Here is a 13,733-nt window from a genome sequence, read left to right as displayed (position 1 = left end):
CTTCATTTCATTGATGTTATCAATTATTTGATTGCATCTTTTAATGCTTTACCAGATACAAATGCTGGCACTTTAGATGCTGCGATTTGGATTTCAGCACCAGTTTGTGGGTTACGACCAGTACGAGCAGCACGTTCATTTACTTTAAATGTACCGAAACCGATTAATTGTACAGGCTCACCTTTTTTTAGGCTTGCAGTAATTGCATCTAAAGTCGCTTCTAACGCTGCTTTAGCTTGTTTTTTGTTTAACTCTGCAGCGTTTGCAATTGCATCAATTAAATCTGTTTTGTTCATAAATTTGTACCTTCTGTTAAATAAAAAGTTTGATTCTTTAAAAGTATCTTTGCGAATTTGTCGCAAAAACTGTGCAAAGGATAATCTAACTTGAGATGAATTAAAAGCATGATTTCTAAAAATTGTGACAAATCTCACGTTATTGATGAAATTCTATACCAATGTTAGATATACCCTCAGTCCGAATTTCATTTTTTAAAGCTAAAATTAATTCAATATCACGTTTTTCACATTCTTTAAGCAAACGATAAACTTGCCATTGCACATCAAGTTCTGTTTGAATATCTTCATTTTCTTTTAGTTTACTTTCTGACCAATCTCGTCCAGTTTCTGTTTCCAATAATGCCCTTATTGTTCCCAACGAAATTAAGCTTATTTCCACCGCTTTTTCTAAGGTTTCGCCCGCAATAATGGCGTGTAAAATTTCAGCTAAAGCCTGACAGGCATCTAACGCTGGCACAACACCAAAACTATCATAATCATTCACATCAGGAATAATGCTTTCTAATTTCTCCAACTGATTTTCAAAGTTGATTTTGACATCTTTAATTGTTAAATATTCCCACACCAAATTGAGAATATTTTGATACGTTTTGGCTTCAGCGCTAAGCTCGTTCATTTGACAGAACAATTTAAAATTTGGTGCCATACGTTCACATAAAGCAGCCATAAAAGTAAGATGTTGCCAACTTTCTAAGTTTTCTAAGCGTTTATGAATCGGATTTCGCATCTTATTTCCTTAATTCGTAAGAGTTGGAATATTTATTAATCGCATTTATGTTCCGCTTTACAAAGTTCAAGCGTCACATGAATTAATTTGCGAGCGATAGTACCCGTTGGCGGTAATTCTGGCAAGGGTTGATCATAAGAAAACCATTGTGCATCGTGAATTTCACTTTCCTGCAATGTTATTTCTCCGCTTTCATAATCAGCCAGAAAACCGACCATTTGAGAATTTGGAAATGCCCAAGGTTGGCTACCGAAATAACGAAGATTTTTTATTGAAATCCCTGTTTCTTCAAAAACCTCTCTCTGCACTGCTTGTTCAAATGTTTCCCCTACTTCGACAAAACCTGCAAGCGTCGTGTATATTCCTCCGTTAGGACTATAATGTCGCTTATGATTTGCCAATAGAATTTCGTGACCACGACGAACCGCAACAATAATTGATGGGCAAATCACAGGATAAGTTTGATACCCACAGTGAATACATTGCACTGCAAGCTCTTCTTGAATTTGTTGTGTTTTATGACCGCACTTTCCACAGAATTTATGGGTTTTCAGAAAATGATTAATTTCCACACCTCGGCTTAATATATGGAATTCATCCTCTGGCAGTGAAAGCAAGTTACGCAAACTCACATATTCTCGTTCATCACTTTCTTGCTCAGCCACAAGCCACAACGGATGATTTTTCCATTCTCCAATTTGCATTGCCTGTAATCCTTCCAGATCAATATCTTTAGCGATACCAAAAGGCAATTCATTATTCACTAAATACAGATTAGAACCTTGTGTAAGCAACCAATAACCAAAATCATCTTGTTGAAGTATTTTCATTTTTTCTCCATAAAAATAACCGCACTTTCAAAAGTGCGGTCATTATAAATCTTCTTTTATAACTCACTAATAATAAGAATGTTCGCCACGTTGATGCTCAGTTATATCTTTTGCACCTTTTAATTCATTCGGGAATAAGCTAACAAGTTGTTTTTCTACGCCATCTTTTAACGTAACATCCACCATTGAACAACCGTTACAGCCACCACCAAATTGTAAAACTGCGTAACCATCTTCAGTAATTTCAATTAAGGTTATACGTCCACCGTGATTTGCAAGCTGTGGGTTAATTTGAGTTTGAATTACATATTCAACACGTTCAATCAATGGCGCATCATCAGCCACCTTACGCATTTTGGCATTCGGTGCTTTTAAGGTCAGTTGCGCACCAAGCTCTTCGGTAACATAATCAATTTCTGCTTCTTCTAAGAAAGGCAAACTCACTTCATCAATAAATGCAGAAAAAGTATTATATTTCATTTCAATATCGCTTTCTTCCACGGCATTCGGGGGGCAATAAGATACGCCACATTCCGCATTAGGCGTGCCCGGATTAACCACGAAAATACGAATATTCGTTCCTTCTTCTTGCGTGTCTAAAAGTTTTCGAAAATGCACTTGTGCGGCATCAGAAATAGCGATTTGCTGGGTTGCTTGTTCCATAATTATGTCCTAAATACTTGAGAGAAAGTATCGGGAATAATACGCTTATCGCGCTTTTTTTTCCAGTGCTTTATATTAAGCTCGTGCCAGCCCCCACACTTGAATCTCCTCCACACCTAATTTTCGCAACAATTTTGAGATTTCATTGAGTGTAGAACCAGTAGTAATCACATCATCCACCAATGCTATACGACGATAAGGAAACTCATTTTTCAAAACAGCAAGAGAAAAGGCATTTTTTAAATTCTGACGACGATCTTTTGCACTCAAACCACGTTGAGCGTGGGTGTGTCTCACACGTTTTACGATATTGTTCAAATTAGGAATATCCAGCCAACGACTTAATTGCCGAGATAATAAATCAGCCTGATTATAACCCCGTCGCCACTGACGAAAATGATATAAAGGCACTGGAATGATTGCCTCTGGCAATTTAAGTTGATGCGTTCGTTTAGCATCACGCACCGCAAGATATAAAAGCCGAGCTAAAGTGCGGTCAATCCAAAATTGATTTTGAAATTTAAAACGCTGAATCAATATCGAAAGAGGTTCAATATAATGCCCAATAATGACCATCTTATCCCAACTTGGTTCTTGTTTAAGACAATTCCCACAATGCTGCGCATAATATTGCAATTCCACACCACAATGACCGCAATAAGGAAAAGATTTAATTTGTTTTTGGCAACCTGAACATAGCCCATTTTTTGCAATATGAAGATTGCCACGACAGTGGATACAGCGAAAATTAAAAAAATTCATCGTCTAAAAAAGTTATTTTTTCCCCGCACTTTTTTGTTTCAACGCCTCTAACGTTTCTCCTGCTTTTAAAATATGTGGCGTCACGAAAATCACGAGCTCACGTTTTTGATGTCGTTCACTTTCTTTGCTAAATAATCGTTTAATAACGGGTATATCGCCAAGCAATGGCACTTTATCTTCGCTTTTCGTGATTGTGTCGTGAAATACGCCGCCAAGCACAATGGTTTCCCCATCTTTGGCAAAAACCTGAGTATTAATTTCTTGCTTATCAATAGAAACCACCTCATTTTGTCCATAAGCGACACGAGAACCAGGGGAATTTTGACTCACCAATAAATCAAGTAAGATATTGTTATCTTTAGAAATATGTGGCGTCACTTCCAAACCAAGCACCGCCTCACGAAATTCCACAGACTGCGTATCGTTACGAGTATTACTCACGACGTAAGGAATTTCTGTCCCCTGTTTAATGCTTGCACTTTTCTTATTGGTAGTGAGTAAGCGAGGACTTGCAATAATTTCTACATTATTTTCACGCTCCAACGCACTCAATTCTAAATCAAGCAATCGCCCATTAATTTTCGCGACTTGTAATGCTATAGAGCCAGCAGGTGTCGTCGTTGTCGCAAAATTTACATTAAGATTATCCGCAATATTTTCAAAGCTATTGCCTGTAAGGCTGCCCGCAACTCGTCTTGCATTTTCAGTTGGATTAAAAATCCCCCACCGAACGCCAAGTTCTTTCAAACTCTCATCCGTAATTGTCACAATTCGCGCTTCAATAGCGATCTGTTCAATAGGCTTATCCATTTCAGCAATCAGTTTTTTGATATTTTGCACAAAACGAGGTTCATCCTGAATAACCAGCAAATTACTGCGATCATCAAAGGTAATGCTCCCCGCAGGAGAAAGCAAAGATCCACTTCCTGTTGTTAAGGATTTCATTAATTCAGAGGCTTTAGCAAAATGAAGTTTTATCGTATGACTCACTAAGTGCGGTTCATTTGTCGTAAGATTTCCTGCAACCTGACCTTTGCCAGATTGACTGCCGTTTAAATAATAAACCCCATCATCTTTATTCAAAGTAAGATGCTTACTTTTTGCGATTATTTGTAGCAAACGTGGCATATCAATATTGTTTAATTTCAAAGAGATCTTGTTTTCCAATATATCTCCAATCACTAAATTCACATCTTGTTGGAAAGCTAATTGCTCCAGTGTTTGGGCTAAAGGTGCTTGCGATAAACGAATAAAAAAACGTTCGTTATCTGTTTTAGGATTAGCAAAAACGATTAATGGCAAACAAAAACATACTAAAAAATAACCGCACTTTAAAAGATATTTCTTCATAATCTTCCTTTAAAAACTTAATTTTTTCCATTCACTACTATCACATTGCTCTCCGAGCTTGCGCATAAATTGAACATTGTTTTGGTTGATTTTTTCTACAATATAGCCCTCTTGAGCCACATCAACGCCCTCTAAAACGCTGTAAACTTGCAAAGCCTGATCTTGCAATAAGGCAAAGGCTTTATCTTCAGAAATCACTACGCCCACCAATTTTAAAGCGTTCAAAGGAATTTCAGCCGCTTGGCGATTTTCATCCGCTCCGCATAGATTATTAGGTACATCTGAGGAAATTATTTCTGTCTGTTCCATTACTGTTTGTGCGTTATCAAACTGAGAACGGTTACGCTGTGTTTTATCGAAAGGATCTTGTCCCCAAGTGCAATTTATAAAAAGCAATGCTGTTAGGAAAAACCAATACTTCATTTTGTCTCCCTATCTAACTGAAAAATAATCTCGGTTTGCAATGGGCTGTCTTCGGGTTTGATAAACTGCAAGCGACTCACTGAAAGCTGTGACGAATTAGCCAAAAGTGCGGTTAAAAATGTCTTCGTTTTCTCAAAATGACCTGTAAGCTGTAAATGCAAAATAGGCTTTTGCCCCATTTCCCAACGTAAATGCTGAGATAAACCGTTGCGTGCAGCTAAACGTTGAATTTGTTTATTCAAAGGAATAATTTGTGCAGCCAGTTCTGGAGAAAGTTTTCGACTTTCCGATTGCTGCTGTAAAGAAGTTAAAATTTTCTGTTGATGCAACAATTCTGAACGTTTCACCGCTAACTCATTTTCAATTTCATGGAAACGTGAACTCCCCTCGATATAATCTAAAACGGGGCGAAAAATCACCGCACTTAATAGCAATAAAAAGGTTAAACCGTGCACATAAAAAGGCTGACTTAGCCATTTTCCAAAAGGAGTCAAAGGATCGTTAAAAAAAGCTTTCATTTTTCCGCCCCTTGTTCCACATCAAAGTGAAAAAACAATGTATCTTGTTCAGGTTGAACCTGACTTAATTTCACATTGGGAAAATGTTTCTTTAAAAATTGATGAATCAGTTCAAATTCTGTTTGATCTTGCGCGTTACCTTCCAAGCTTAAGTTATTCGCATCTTGTTTAAATTTATTCAGTTCTCCTTGTTGAAAAGGTAATTCACTTAGCTGTTGTAAACTCTTTTTTACTTGCTCGTTGGGAATAGATGTCAAAACTTCACCAACTTTCACCGCACTGCGTAACTGATCAATTTGCATGGTATTTTTATGAAGCTGTTGATTAAGTTGTTCAAACGACTTTTGCTGTGCCTGCAAATTTTGTTTCTGTTGTTCAATCAAATTGCTAAAAGCCAACATTAAATTAATAGCAAGCAAGATAAATAAAGCGATATAAAAAGCTAAACGACGTAAACACTTTTGATGTTGATAAGTACGCCAAGGCAATAAATTCATCGACATTTAACCACCCACTTTTTGTTGATGTAAATCTTTTTGCCATAGCGCGTTGCCAAGTGCAATAAAAGGGAGTTCTGTTTCTACTCGCTGCCAATTTTCTAGTAATGGTGTATGACTTGAGGGAATTTGATAAACAAAAACTTGTTCAAGTTGTCCTTCAAAACGTTCGGTAAATTGTTCATAAAGTGCGGTCAAATTTTCGTGAGATTGTAAAATTTGTGATTGCTGAGATCTTTCACAAATCGCCAAGCAATAGTCATCTTCTTGAAATAAAAATAAGGTATTTTCTGACCGCACTTGTTCATTCAACAAATATTGAAATGCACGCAAAACAGCATTTGATGCAACATCCAATACATTAATTTTAAATGGCTGAAAATCTTGCAAATAAGTTTGAGCAGTACTTTTACGAATTGCAGTAACCTCTAATCGAAAACCTTGCTTTAACGGGGTAGAACGATAATCAAACCACAATTCTTCTAAAAAAATAGGCAGCTCTTTCTCAATCACAAATTTACATTGTTGATGACATTCTTGCGCATTTAACACTTGTGGCAACATTAATACTTTCGACCAAGTTAAGTGAGCGGGAATGCTTGCTACAAACTGCAAAGGAAAGGTTTTCCCTTGATATTGTGTTTTTAGCTGTTGTAAAAAACGATTTTTAAAATAACGATCATTAACAAAGATTTGATAACTTTGTGGCTGTTCGAGATCATCAAACCACACAAAATCAAAATAACTCTGCTTACGATGAATGCCGATTTGTAAAGTGCGGTAATTTTTCAGGGAGAATTGCATATTCTTTCCTATTCTTTAAAGGCTGAATCTTTTATACTTAACAACCAAATCATAGGTCTCTTGACAAGAATATTCATTAACGAAGCGAGAATTTTACGATGCGGATCGCAAAATTAATATTAAACACCCTATTAACTTTATGTATTTTAGGTTTAGTAGCAGGCGGAATGTTGTATTTCCACCTAAAATCTGAATTGCCCTCAGTCGAAGCATTAAAAACCGTTGAATTACAGCAACCAATGCAGATTTATACGGCAGACGGTAAATTAATTGGCGAAGTGGGTGAGCAACGCCGTATTCCAGTGAAATTAGCCGATGTGCCACAACGCTTAATTGACGCATTTTTAGCGACGGAAGACAGTCGTTTTTACGATCATCACGGATTAGACCCTATTGGCATTGCCCGTGCATTATTTGTCGCAGTGAGTAATGGCGGTGCATCACAAGGCGCAAGTACGATTACTCAACAATTAGCGCGTAACTTTTTCTTAACCTCAGAAAAAACCATTATTCGTAAAGCTCGTGAAGCCGTGCTTGCGGTAGAAATCGAAAATACCCTCAACAAACAAGAAATCTTAGAGCTTTATTTAAACAAAATCTTTTTAGGCTATCGTTCTTATGGTGTTGCAGCGGCAGCACAAACCTATTTCGGTAAATCATTGAATGAATTGACCTTATCGGAAATGGCTATTATTGCTGGTTTACCTAAAGCACCTTCAACAATGAATCCGCTTTATTCGCTAAAACGTTCAGAAGAACGCCGCAATGTGGTGCTAAGCCGTATGTTAGATGAAAAATACATCAGCAAAGAAGAATATGATGCTGCATTGAAAGAGCCGATTGTGGCGAGCTATCACGGCGCAAAATTTGAATTTCGAGCCGATTATGTCACTGAAATGGTGCGTCAAGAAATGGTGCGTCGTTTTGGCGAAGAAAATGCTTACACCAGTGGTTATAAAGTATTTACCACTGTACTTTCAAAAGACCAAGCTGAAGCCCAAAAAGCTGTGCGTAATAACTTGATTGATTACGATATGCGTCACGGTTATCGCGGTGGCGCGCCATTATGGCAAAAAAATGAAGCAGCTTGGGACAATGATCGCATTGTCGGTTTTCTACGCAAACTACCTGATTCAGAGCCATTTATTCCTGCGGCAGTGATTGGAATAGTGAAAGGCGGTGCTGAAATATTGCTTGCCTCTGGAGAAAAAATGACCTTATCAAGCAATGCAATGCGTTGGACAGGCAGAAGCAATCCTGTGAAAGTCGGCGAGCAAATTTGGATTCGTCAGCGTGCTAATGGGGAATGGCAATTAGGACAAATTCCCTCAGCAAATTCAGCATTAGTTTCTCTTAATTCAGATAATGGCGCGATTGAAGCAGTGGTGGGTGGCTTTAGCTATGAACAAAGTAAATTCAATCGAGCCACACAATCTTTAGTTCAAGTGGGTTCTTCTATTAAACCATTTATTTACGCGGCAGCATTAGAAAAAGGCTTAACACTTTCAAGCGTATTACAAGACAGCCCGATTTCTATTCAAAAACCGGGACAAAAAATGTGGCAACCGAAAAACTCGCCTGATCGTTATGATGGCCCGATGCGTTTACGCGTAGGATTAGGTCAATCCAAAAATATGATTGCTATTCGTGTGATCCAAACGGCAGGTATTGATTTCACAGCAGAATTTTTACAACGTTTTGGTTTTAAACGTGATCAATATTTTGCAAGTGAAGCCTTAGCACTTGGCGCGGCCTCTTTCACGCCATTAGAAATGGCGCGAGCTTATGCCGTGTTTGATAATGGTGGCTTCCTCATTGAACCTTATATCATTGAAAAAATTCAAGATAACACGGGTAAAGACTTATTTATTGCAAACCCTAAAATTGCTTGCATTGAATGTAATGATATACCTGTAATTTATGGCGAAACCAAAGACAAAATCAACGGCTTTGCCAATATTCCTTTAGGCGAGAGTGCCTTAAAACCAACAGATGACAGCACCAATGGCGAAGAATTAGATCAACAACCTGAAACTGTACCTGAACTGCCAGAATTACAGTCAAATTTCACCGCACTTAAGGAAGATGCAATTGATTTAATGGCCGCAGCAAAAAATGCTTCGTCGAAAATAGAATATGCACCACGTGTCATTAGTGGCGAACTTGCTTTTCTCATTCGTAGTGCCTTAAATACAGCAATTTATGGCGAACAAGGTTTAGACTGGAAAGGCACCAGTTGGCGTATCGCACAAAGCATTAAACGTAGCGATATAGGCGGTAAAACAGGTACTACCAACAGTTCAAAAGTGGCTTGGTATGCAGGATTTGGTGCAAACTTAGTCACTACAACTTATGTCGGGTTTGATGATAACAAACGAGTACTTGGGCGTGGAGAAGCAGGTACAAAAACAGCCATGCCTGCTTGGATCACTTATATGAAAACGGCTTTAAGTGATAAGCCAGAACGTAAATTGCCACTGCCGCCAAAAATTGTGGAAAAAAGCATTGATACTTTGACAGGTTTGCTTTCTCCAAACGGTGGACGCAAAGAATATTTTATCGTGGGAACAGAACCAACTCGAACCTATCTTTCGGAAATGCAAGAGCGTGGTTATTACGTTCCTACAGAGTTACAGCAACGCTTAAATAATGAAGGCAATACGCCAGCGACGCAACCACAAGAACTCTTCTAAAATGACCGCACTTTAGTACATAATCGGGCGAGTCAATTGGCTCGCCTTCGTTATTAAACAAATAAGGAATATATTATGCTGAGTTATCGTCACTCATTTCACGCTGGCAATCACGCCGATGTCTTGAAACATATTGTTTTAATGCTCATTTTGGAAAATCTTAAACTCAAAGAAAAAGGCTTTTTTTATTTGGATACGCACTCTGGCGTGGGGCGTTATCGTTTATCTTCAAACGAATCAAAAAAAACGGGGGAATATAAAGAAGGTATTGGACGCTTGTGGGATCAAACAGACTTACCCGAAGATGTTGCTCGTTATGTAAAAATGATCAAAAAACTCAATTATGGTGGCAAAGAACTACGTTATTACGCAGGTTCTCCATTAATTGCCGCGGAATTGTTGCGCCCACAAGATCGCGCACTATTGACCGAGCTTCATCCTAGCGATTATCCAATACTTCGCAATAATTTTAGCGACGACAAAAATGTCACCGTAAAATGTGACAATGGCTTTCAACAAGTCAAAGCAACGCTTCCGCCAAAAGAACGCCGAGGCTTAGTACTAATCGATCCGCCTTATGAATTAAAAGATGATTATGATCTTGTCGTCAAAGCCATTGAAGAAGGTTATAAACGTTTTGCCACTGGCACTTATGCGATTTGGTATCCTGTTGTATTACGCCAACAAACTAAACGTATTTTTAAGGGCTTAGAAGCAACGGGAATTAGAAAAATTCTAAAAATTGAGCTCGCTATTCGCCCAGATAGCGATCAACGAGGAATGACTGCGAGCGGTATGGTGGTAATTAATCCACCTTGGACATTAGAAACCCAAATGAAAGAAATTTTGCCTTATCTCACAAAAACGTTAGTTCCAGAAGGTACTGGAAGCTGGACAGTCGAATGGATTACACCAGAGTAATTCTCCATTATAAACGCCACTAAATTTCACCGCACTTTATAGCTTAAAAGTGCGGTAAGATTTTCTAAGATTTTAAATAAATCCCACAGTTCCCAAAAGCCCATTTTTTCGCTAGAATGCACGCAATTTTTGACTTAATAAAGGATAACATTATGTTTGGAAAAGGCGGTTTAGGCGGCTTGATGAAACAAGCCCAACAAATGCAAGAAAAAATGCAAAAAATGCAGGAAGAAATCGCACAACTAGAAGTAACGGGTGAATCTGGTGCAGGTTTAGTGAAAATCACAATTAATGGTGCACATAACTGCCGTCGCATTGACATTGATCCGTCTTTAATGGAAGACGATAAAGAAATGTTAGAAGATTTAATCGCGGCTGCTTTTAATGATGCGGTGCGTCGTGCAGAAGAATTACAAAAAGAAAAAATGGCATCAGTTACCGCTGGAATGCCATTACCACCAGGAATGAAGTTTCCGTTTTAATCGAACACTTGTCTTCCCCTGCTTGCGGGGGAAGGTGTCGCAAAGCGACGGAAGGGGGTTCCCCCTAAGCCTTCGGTAGCTTCCCCCGTAAATAGAGGGAGCGGAAAGTAGCCTTATATTTCATCTCAAATTATGCAAAGCAGCCCACTTTTAGAACACCTTATTGAAAACTTACGTTGTCTTCCTGGCGTAGGGCCTAAATCTGCGCAACGTATGGCTTATCATCTTTTACAGCGTAATCGTAGCGGTGGAATGAATTTAGCTCGAGCACTCACAGAAGCTATGTCTAAAATTGGCCATTGTTCACAATGTCGAGACTTTACGGAAGAAGATACTTGCAACATTTGCAATAATCCACGCCGTCAAAATTCAGGTTTGCTTTGTGTCGTTGAAATGCCAGCAGATATTCAAGCGATTGAGCAAACAGGGCAATTTTCAGGACGTTATTTTGTTTTAATGGGACATTTGTCTCCACTTGATGGTATTGGACCTCGTGAAATTGGCTTAGATTTACTGCAAAAACGCTTAGTAGAAGAATCTTTCCACGAAGTGATTCTTGCAACAAACCCAACTGTGGAAGGCGATGCAACAGCAAATTACATTGCTGAAATGTGCCGCCAACATAATATCAAAGTGAGTCGTATCGCTCACGGTATCCCTGTCGGAGGGGAACTTGAAACTGTGGACGGCACAACGCTTACTCACTCTTTTCTAGGTCGTCGTCAAATCGACTAATCTCCTCATACCATTATGCGTTTATTTATCGCCGAAAAACCAAGCCTAGCTCGTGCTATTGCTGACGTACTCCCCAAGCCCCATCAACGTGGGGATGGTTTTATTAAATGTGGCGATAATGATGTGGTAACTTGGTGTGTAGGGCATTTGCTCGAGCAAGCGGAACCCGATGTCTATGATCCTAAATTCAAACAATGGCGTTTAGAACATCTCCCTATCATTCCTGAAAAATGGCAACTTTTACCGCGAAAAGAAGTTAAAAAACAACTTTCTGTGGTAGAAAAACTAATCCATCAAGCTGATACACTCGTTAATGCAGGAGACCCTGATAGAGAAGGACAATTACTTGTAGATGAAGTGTTCAGTTATGCCAATTTATCTGCCGAAAAACGCGATAAAATTTTACGCTGCTTGATTAGCGACCTAAATCCAAGTGCGGTAGAAAAAGCGGTTAAAAAATTACAACCCAACCGTAATTTTATTCCTCTTGCCACATCCGCTCTCGCACGAGCTCGCGCCGATTGGCTTTATGGCATTAATATGACCAGAGCCTATACCATTCGTGGCAGACAAACTGGCTATGATGGAGTGCTTTCGGTTGGACGAGTGCAAACCCCTGTGCTAGGTTTAATTGTACGTCGAGATTTAGAAATTGAGCATTTCCAGCCCAAAGATTTCTTTGAAGTACAGGCTTGGGTTAATCCAGAGAGCAAAGAAGAAAAAACTCCAGAAAAATCAACCGCACTTTTCAGTGCCTTATGGCAACCTAGCAAAGCTTGCGAGGATTACCAAGATGATGACGGCAGGGTGCTCTCTAAAGGATTAGCAGAAAACGTTGTAAAACGTATTACAAATCAACCTGCAGAAGTCACCGAATACAAAGACGTTCGTGAAAAAGAAACGGCGCCCTTGCCTTATTCACTTTCTGCGTTACAAATTGATGCAGCAAAGCGATTTGGTATGTCCGCTCAAGCCGTATTAGATACGTGCCAACGCCTATATGAAACTCATCGTTTGATTACTTATCCGCGTTCTGATTGTCGCTATTTGCCCGAAGAACATTTTGCCGAACGACACAATGTATTAAATGCAATTTCAACCCATTGTGAAGCTTATCAACGCTTACCAAATGTCATTTCAACTGAACAGAGAAATCGCTGTTGGAATGATAAAAAAGTAGAAGCTCACCATGCAATCATTCCGACTGCCAAAAATCGTCCAATACATCTAACACAAGAAGAACGAAATATTTACAGCCTTATCGCTCGCCAATATTTAATGCAATTTTGTCCTGACGCAGAATATCGTAAAAGTAAAATCACATTAAATATCGCTGGCGGTACTTTTATAGCTCAAGCGCGAAATTTACAAACGGCTGGGTGGAAAGAATTATTAGGCAAAGAAGACGACACAGAAAATCAAGAACCCTTATTACCAATAGTAAAGAAAGGACAAATTTTGCATTGTGAACGCGGAGAAGTGATGAGTAAAAAAACTCAGCCGCCAAAGCCTTTCACGGATGCAACCTTGCTTTCAGCAATGACGGGCATTGCACGATTTGTGCAGGATAAAGAACTCAAAAAAATCCTGCGAGAAACCGATGGATTGGGTACAGAGGCTACTCGCGCTGGCATCATTGAATTACTTTTTAAACGCGGTTTTTTAACAAAAAAAGGGCGAAATATTCACAGTACAGAAACTGGAAGAATTTTAATTCAAGCGTTACCAGATATTGCCACCCAACCAGATATGACAGCTCATTGGGAATCGCAACTCACAGACATTAGTCAAAAACAAGCAACCTATCAACAATTTATGCATAACTTGAATCAAATGTTGCCTGATTTAGTCCGTTTTGTAGATCTTAATGCATTAAGACAATTAAGCCGCATTAAAATGATTAAATCCGATAGGGCGAAACCTAAAAGTGCGGTAAAAAAATCGAGTAAATCAAACGGTCAAACTGATTAAAGTTAAACCAATTAATATTTTTTTTATGCAAAGCACTTGCGAGAAAATTGAATTTTCT

15 protein-coding genes are annotated in these 13,733 nt (G+C 38.8%); 5 read left to right on the top strand and 10 right to left on the bottom strand.

Annotated elements, in window-relative coordinates; translation table 11 throughout:
* Positions 1 to 23: 23 nt before the first annotated feature.
* The 10 genes from HMPREF2813_RS01880 to HMPREF2813_RS01835 form a co-directional block, all read right to left on the bottom strand.
* A complete protein-coding gene (locus HMPREF2813_RS01880) occupies positions 24 to 296 on the bottom strand; it encodes an HU family DNA-binding protein (RefSeq protein WP_014550417.1) in 273 nt (90 codons plus the stop codon).
* Positions 297 to 435: 139 nt separating this feature from the next.
* The gene (locus HMPREF2813_RS01875; RefSeq protein ID WP_005656455.1) at positions 436 to 1,026 is read right to left on the bottom strand and encodes a YjaG family protein; all 591 of its coding nucleotides are present in this window, start codon (positions 1,024 to 1,026) and stop codon (positions 436 to 438) included.
* 35 nt (positions 1,027 to 1,061) lie between these two features.
* Positions 1,062 to 1,856 (bottom strand): NAD(+) diphosphatase, encoded by a 795-nt coding sequence (gene nudC, locus HMPREF2813_RS01870; protein WP_014550416.1) that lies wholly within the window; start codon positions 1,854 to 1,856, stop codon positions 1,062 to 1,064.
* A 66-nt stretch (positions 1,857 to 1,922) separates the two neighbouring features.
* On the bottom strand, positions 1,923 to 2,519 hold the full coding sequence (gene nfuA, locus HMPREF2813_RS01865; protein WP_005656459.1) for a Fe-S biogenesis protein NfuA: 597 nt from the start codon (positions 2,517 to 2,519) through the stop codon (positions 1,923 to 1,925).
* A gap of 75 nt (positions 2,520 to 2,594) precedes the next feature.
* Positions 2,595 to 3,281 (bottom strand): ComF family protein, encoded by a 687-nt coding sequence (locus HMPREF2813_RS01860; protein ID WP_014550415.1) that lies wholly within the window; start codon positions 3,279 to 3,281, stop codon positions 2,595 to 2,597.
* A gap of 12 nt (positions 3,282 to 3,293) precedes the next feature.
* The gene (locus HMPREF2813_RS01855) at positions 3,294 to 4,631 is read right to left on the bottom strand and encodes a type IV pilus secretin PilQ family protein (RefSeq protein ID WP_014550414.1); all 1,338 of its coding nucleotides are present in this window, start codon (positions 4,629 to 4,631) and stop codon (positions 3,294 to 3,296) included.
* 9 nt (positions 4,632 to 4,640) lie between these two features.
* Positions 4,641 to 5,054 (bottom strand): pilus assembly protein PilP, encoded by a 414-nt coding sequence (locus HMPREF2813_RS01850; protein WP_014550413.1) that lies wholly within the window; start codon positions 5,052 to 5,054, stop codon positions 4,641 to 4,643.
* Positions 5,051 to 5,572, bottom strand: a complete 522-nt coding sequence (gene comC / locus HMPREF2813_RS01845) for a competence protein ComC (protein ID WP_005662592.1) — start codon at positions 5,570 to 5,572, stop codon at positions 5,051 to 5,053. The genes HMPREF2813_RS01850 and comC overlap by 4 nt, the downstream gene beginning before the upstream one ends.
* Positions 5,569 to 6,075 carry a competence protein ComB gene (gene comB, locus HMPREF2813_RS01840; protein ID WP_014550412.1) on the bottom strand — a complete coding sequence of 169 codons (507 nt, stop codon included), beginning with the start codon at positions 6,073 to 6,075 and terminating at the stop codon, positions 5,569 to 5,571. The genes comC and comB overlap by 4 nt, the downstream gene beginning before the upstream one ends.
* Positions 6,076 to 6,873, bottom strand: coding sequence for a type IV pilus biogenesis protein PilM (locus HMPREF2813_RS01835; protein WP_013527435.1), 798 nt, complete (start codon positions 6,871 to 6,873; stop codon positions 6,076 to 6,078).
* A gap of 98 nt (positions 6,874 to 6,971) precedes the next feature.
* Here HMPREF2813_RS01835 and HMPREF2813_RS01830 point away from each other — a divergent pair, with 98 nt between their 5' ends.
* The 5 genes from HMPREF2813_RS01830 (at position 6,972) to HMPREF2813_RS01810 (ending at position 13,675) form a co-directional block, all read left to right on the top strand.
* Positions 6,972 to 9,566 (top strand): penicillin-binding protein 1A, encoded by a 2,595-nt coding sequence (locus HMPREF2813_RS01830; RefSeq protein ID WP_070646939.1) that lies wholly within the window; start codon positions 6,972 to 6,974, stop codon positions 9,564 to 9,566.
* A gap of 75 nt (positions 9,567 to 9,641) precedes the next feature.
* Positions 9,642 to 10,487: a 23S rRNA (adenine(2030)-N(6))-methyltransferase RlmJ gene (locus HMPREF2813_RS01825; protein WP_005686902.1), complete on the top strand. Its 846-nt coding sequence runs from the start codon at positions 9,642 to 9,644 to the stop codon at positions 10,485 to 10,487.
* 152 nt (positions 10,488 to 10,639) lie between these two features.
* The gene (locus tag HMPREF2813_RS01820) at positions 10,640 to 10,969 is read left to right on the top strand and encodes a YbaB/EbfC family nucleoid-associated protein (protein ID WP_005629464.1); all 330 of its coding nucleotides are present in this window, start codon (positions 10,640 to 10,642) and stop codon (positions 10,967 to 10,969) included.
* 132 nt (positions 10,970 to 11,101) lie between these two features.
* Positions 11,102 to 11,704, top strand: coding sequence for a recombination mediator RecR (gene recR, locus HMPREF2813_RS01815; RefSeq protein ID WP_005626527.1), 603 nt, complete (start codon positions 11,102 to 11,104; stop codon positions 11,702 to 11,704).
* A 15-nt stretch (positions 11,705 to 11,719) separates the two neighbouring features.
* Positions 11,720 to 13,675 carry a DNA topoisomerase III gene (locus HMPREF2813_RS01810; protein ID WP_014550410.1) on the top strand — a complete coding sequence of 652 codons (1,956 nt, stop codon included), beginning with the start codon at positions 11,720 to 11,722 and terminating at the stop codon, positions 13,673 to 13,675.
* Positions 13,676 to 13,733 lie beyond the last annotated feature (58 nt).

This window comes from Haemophilus sp. HMSC066A11, assembly GCF_001811665.1.
In the GTDB taxonomy this organism is placed as follows: domain Bacteria; phylum Pseudomonadota; class Gammaproteobacteria; order Enterobacterales; family Pasteurellaceae; genus Haemophilus; species Haemophilus influenzae.
Note: the sequence above shows the minus strand (reverse complement) of the source record. Positions and strands in the feature narration are given on the sequence as shown.

What these genes read in the sequence shown, in the direction of transcription:
- HMPREF2813_RS01830 (WP_070646939.1), top strand. Translation starts at nt 6,972, where the DNA reads ATGCGGATCGCAAAATTAATATTAAACACCCTATTAACTTTATGTATT.
- HMPREF2813_RS01850 (WP_014550413.1), bottom strand. Translation starts at nt 5,054, where the DNA reads ATGAAGTATTGGTTTTTCCTAACAGCATTGCTTTTTATAAATTGCACT.
- HMPREF2813_RS01875 (WP_005656455.1), bottom strand. Translation starts at nt 1,026, where the DNA reads ATGCGAAATCCGATTCATAAACGCTTAGAAAACTTAGAAAGTTGGCAA.
- nfuA (WP_005656459.1), bottom strand. Translation starts at nt 2,519, where the DNA reads ATGGAACAAGCAACCCAGCAAATCGCTATTTCTGATGCCGCACAAGTG.
- HMPREF2813_RS01860 (WP_014550415.1), bottom strand. Translation starts at nt 3,281, where the DNA reads ATGAATTTTTTTAATTTTCGCTGTATCCACTGTCGTGGCAATCTTCAT.
- HMPREF2813_RS01835 (WP_013527435.1), bottom strand. Translation starts at nt 6,873, where the DNA reads ATGCAATTCTCCCTGAAAAATTACCGCACTTTACAAATCGGCATTCAT.
- HMPREF2813_RS01825 (WP_005686902.1), top strand. Translation starts at nt 9,642, where the DNA reads ATGCTGAGTTATCGTCACTCATTTCACGCTGGCAATCACGCCGATGTC.
- HMPREF2813_RS01820 (WP_005629464.1), top strand. Translation starts at nt 10,640, where the DNA reads ATGTTTGGAAAAGGCGGTTTAGGCGGCTTGATGAAACAAGCCCAACAA.
- HMPREF2813_RS01855 (WP_014550414.1), bottom strand. Translation starts at nt 4,631, where the DNA reads ATGAAGAAATATCTTTTAAAGTGCGGTTATTTTTTAGTATGTTTTTGT.
- HMPREF2813_RS01810 (WP_014550410.1), top strand. Translation starts at nt 11,720, where the DNA reads ATGCGTTTATTTATCGCCGAAAAACCAAGCCTAGCTCGTGCTATTGCT.
- comB (WP_014550412.1), bottom strand. Translation starts at nt 6,075, where the DNA reads ATGTCGATGAATTTATTGCCTTGGCGTACTTATCAACATCAAAAGTGT.
- comC (WP_005662592.1), bottom strand. Translation starts at nt 5,572, where the DNA reads ATGAAAGCTTTTTTTAACGATCCTTTGACTCCTTTTGGAAAATGGCTA.
- recR (WP_005626527.1), top strand. Translation starts at nt 11,102, where the DNA reads ATGCAAAGCAGCCCACTTTTAGAACACCTTATTGAAAACTTACGTTGT.
- HMPREF2813_RS01880 (WP_014550417.1), bottom strand. Translation starts at nt 296, where the DNA reads ATGAACAAAACAGATTTAATTGATGCAATTGCAAACGCTGCAGAGTTA.
- nudC (WP_014550416.1), bottom strand. Translation starts at nt 1,856, where the DNA reads ATGAAAATACTTCAACAAGATGATTTTGGTTATTGGTTGCTTACACAA.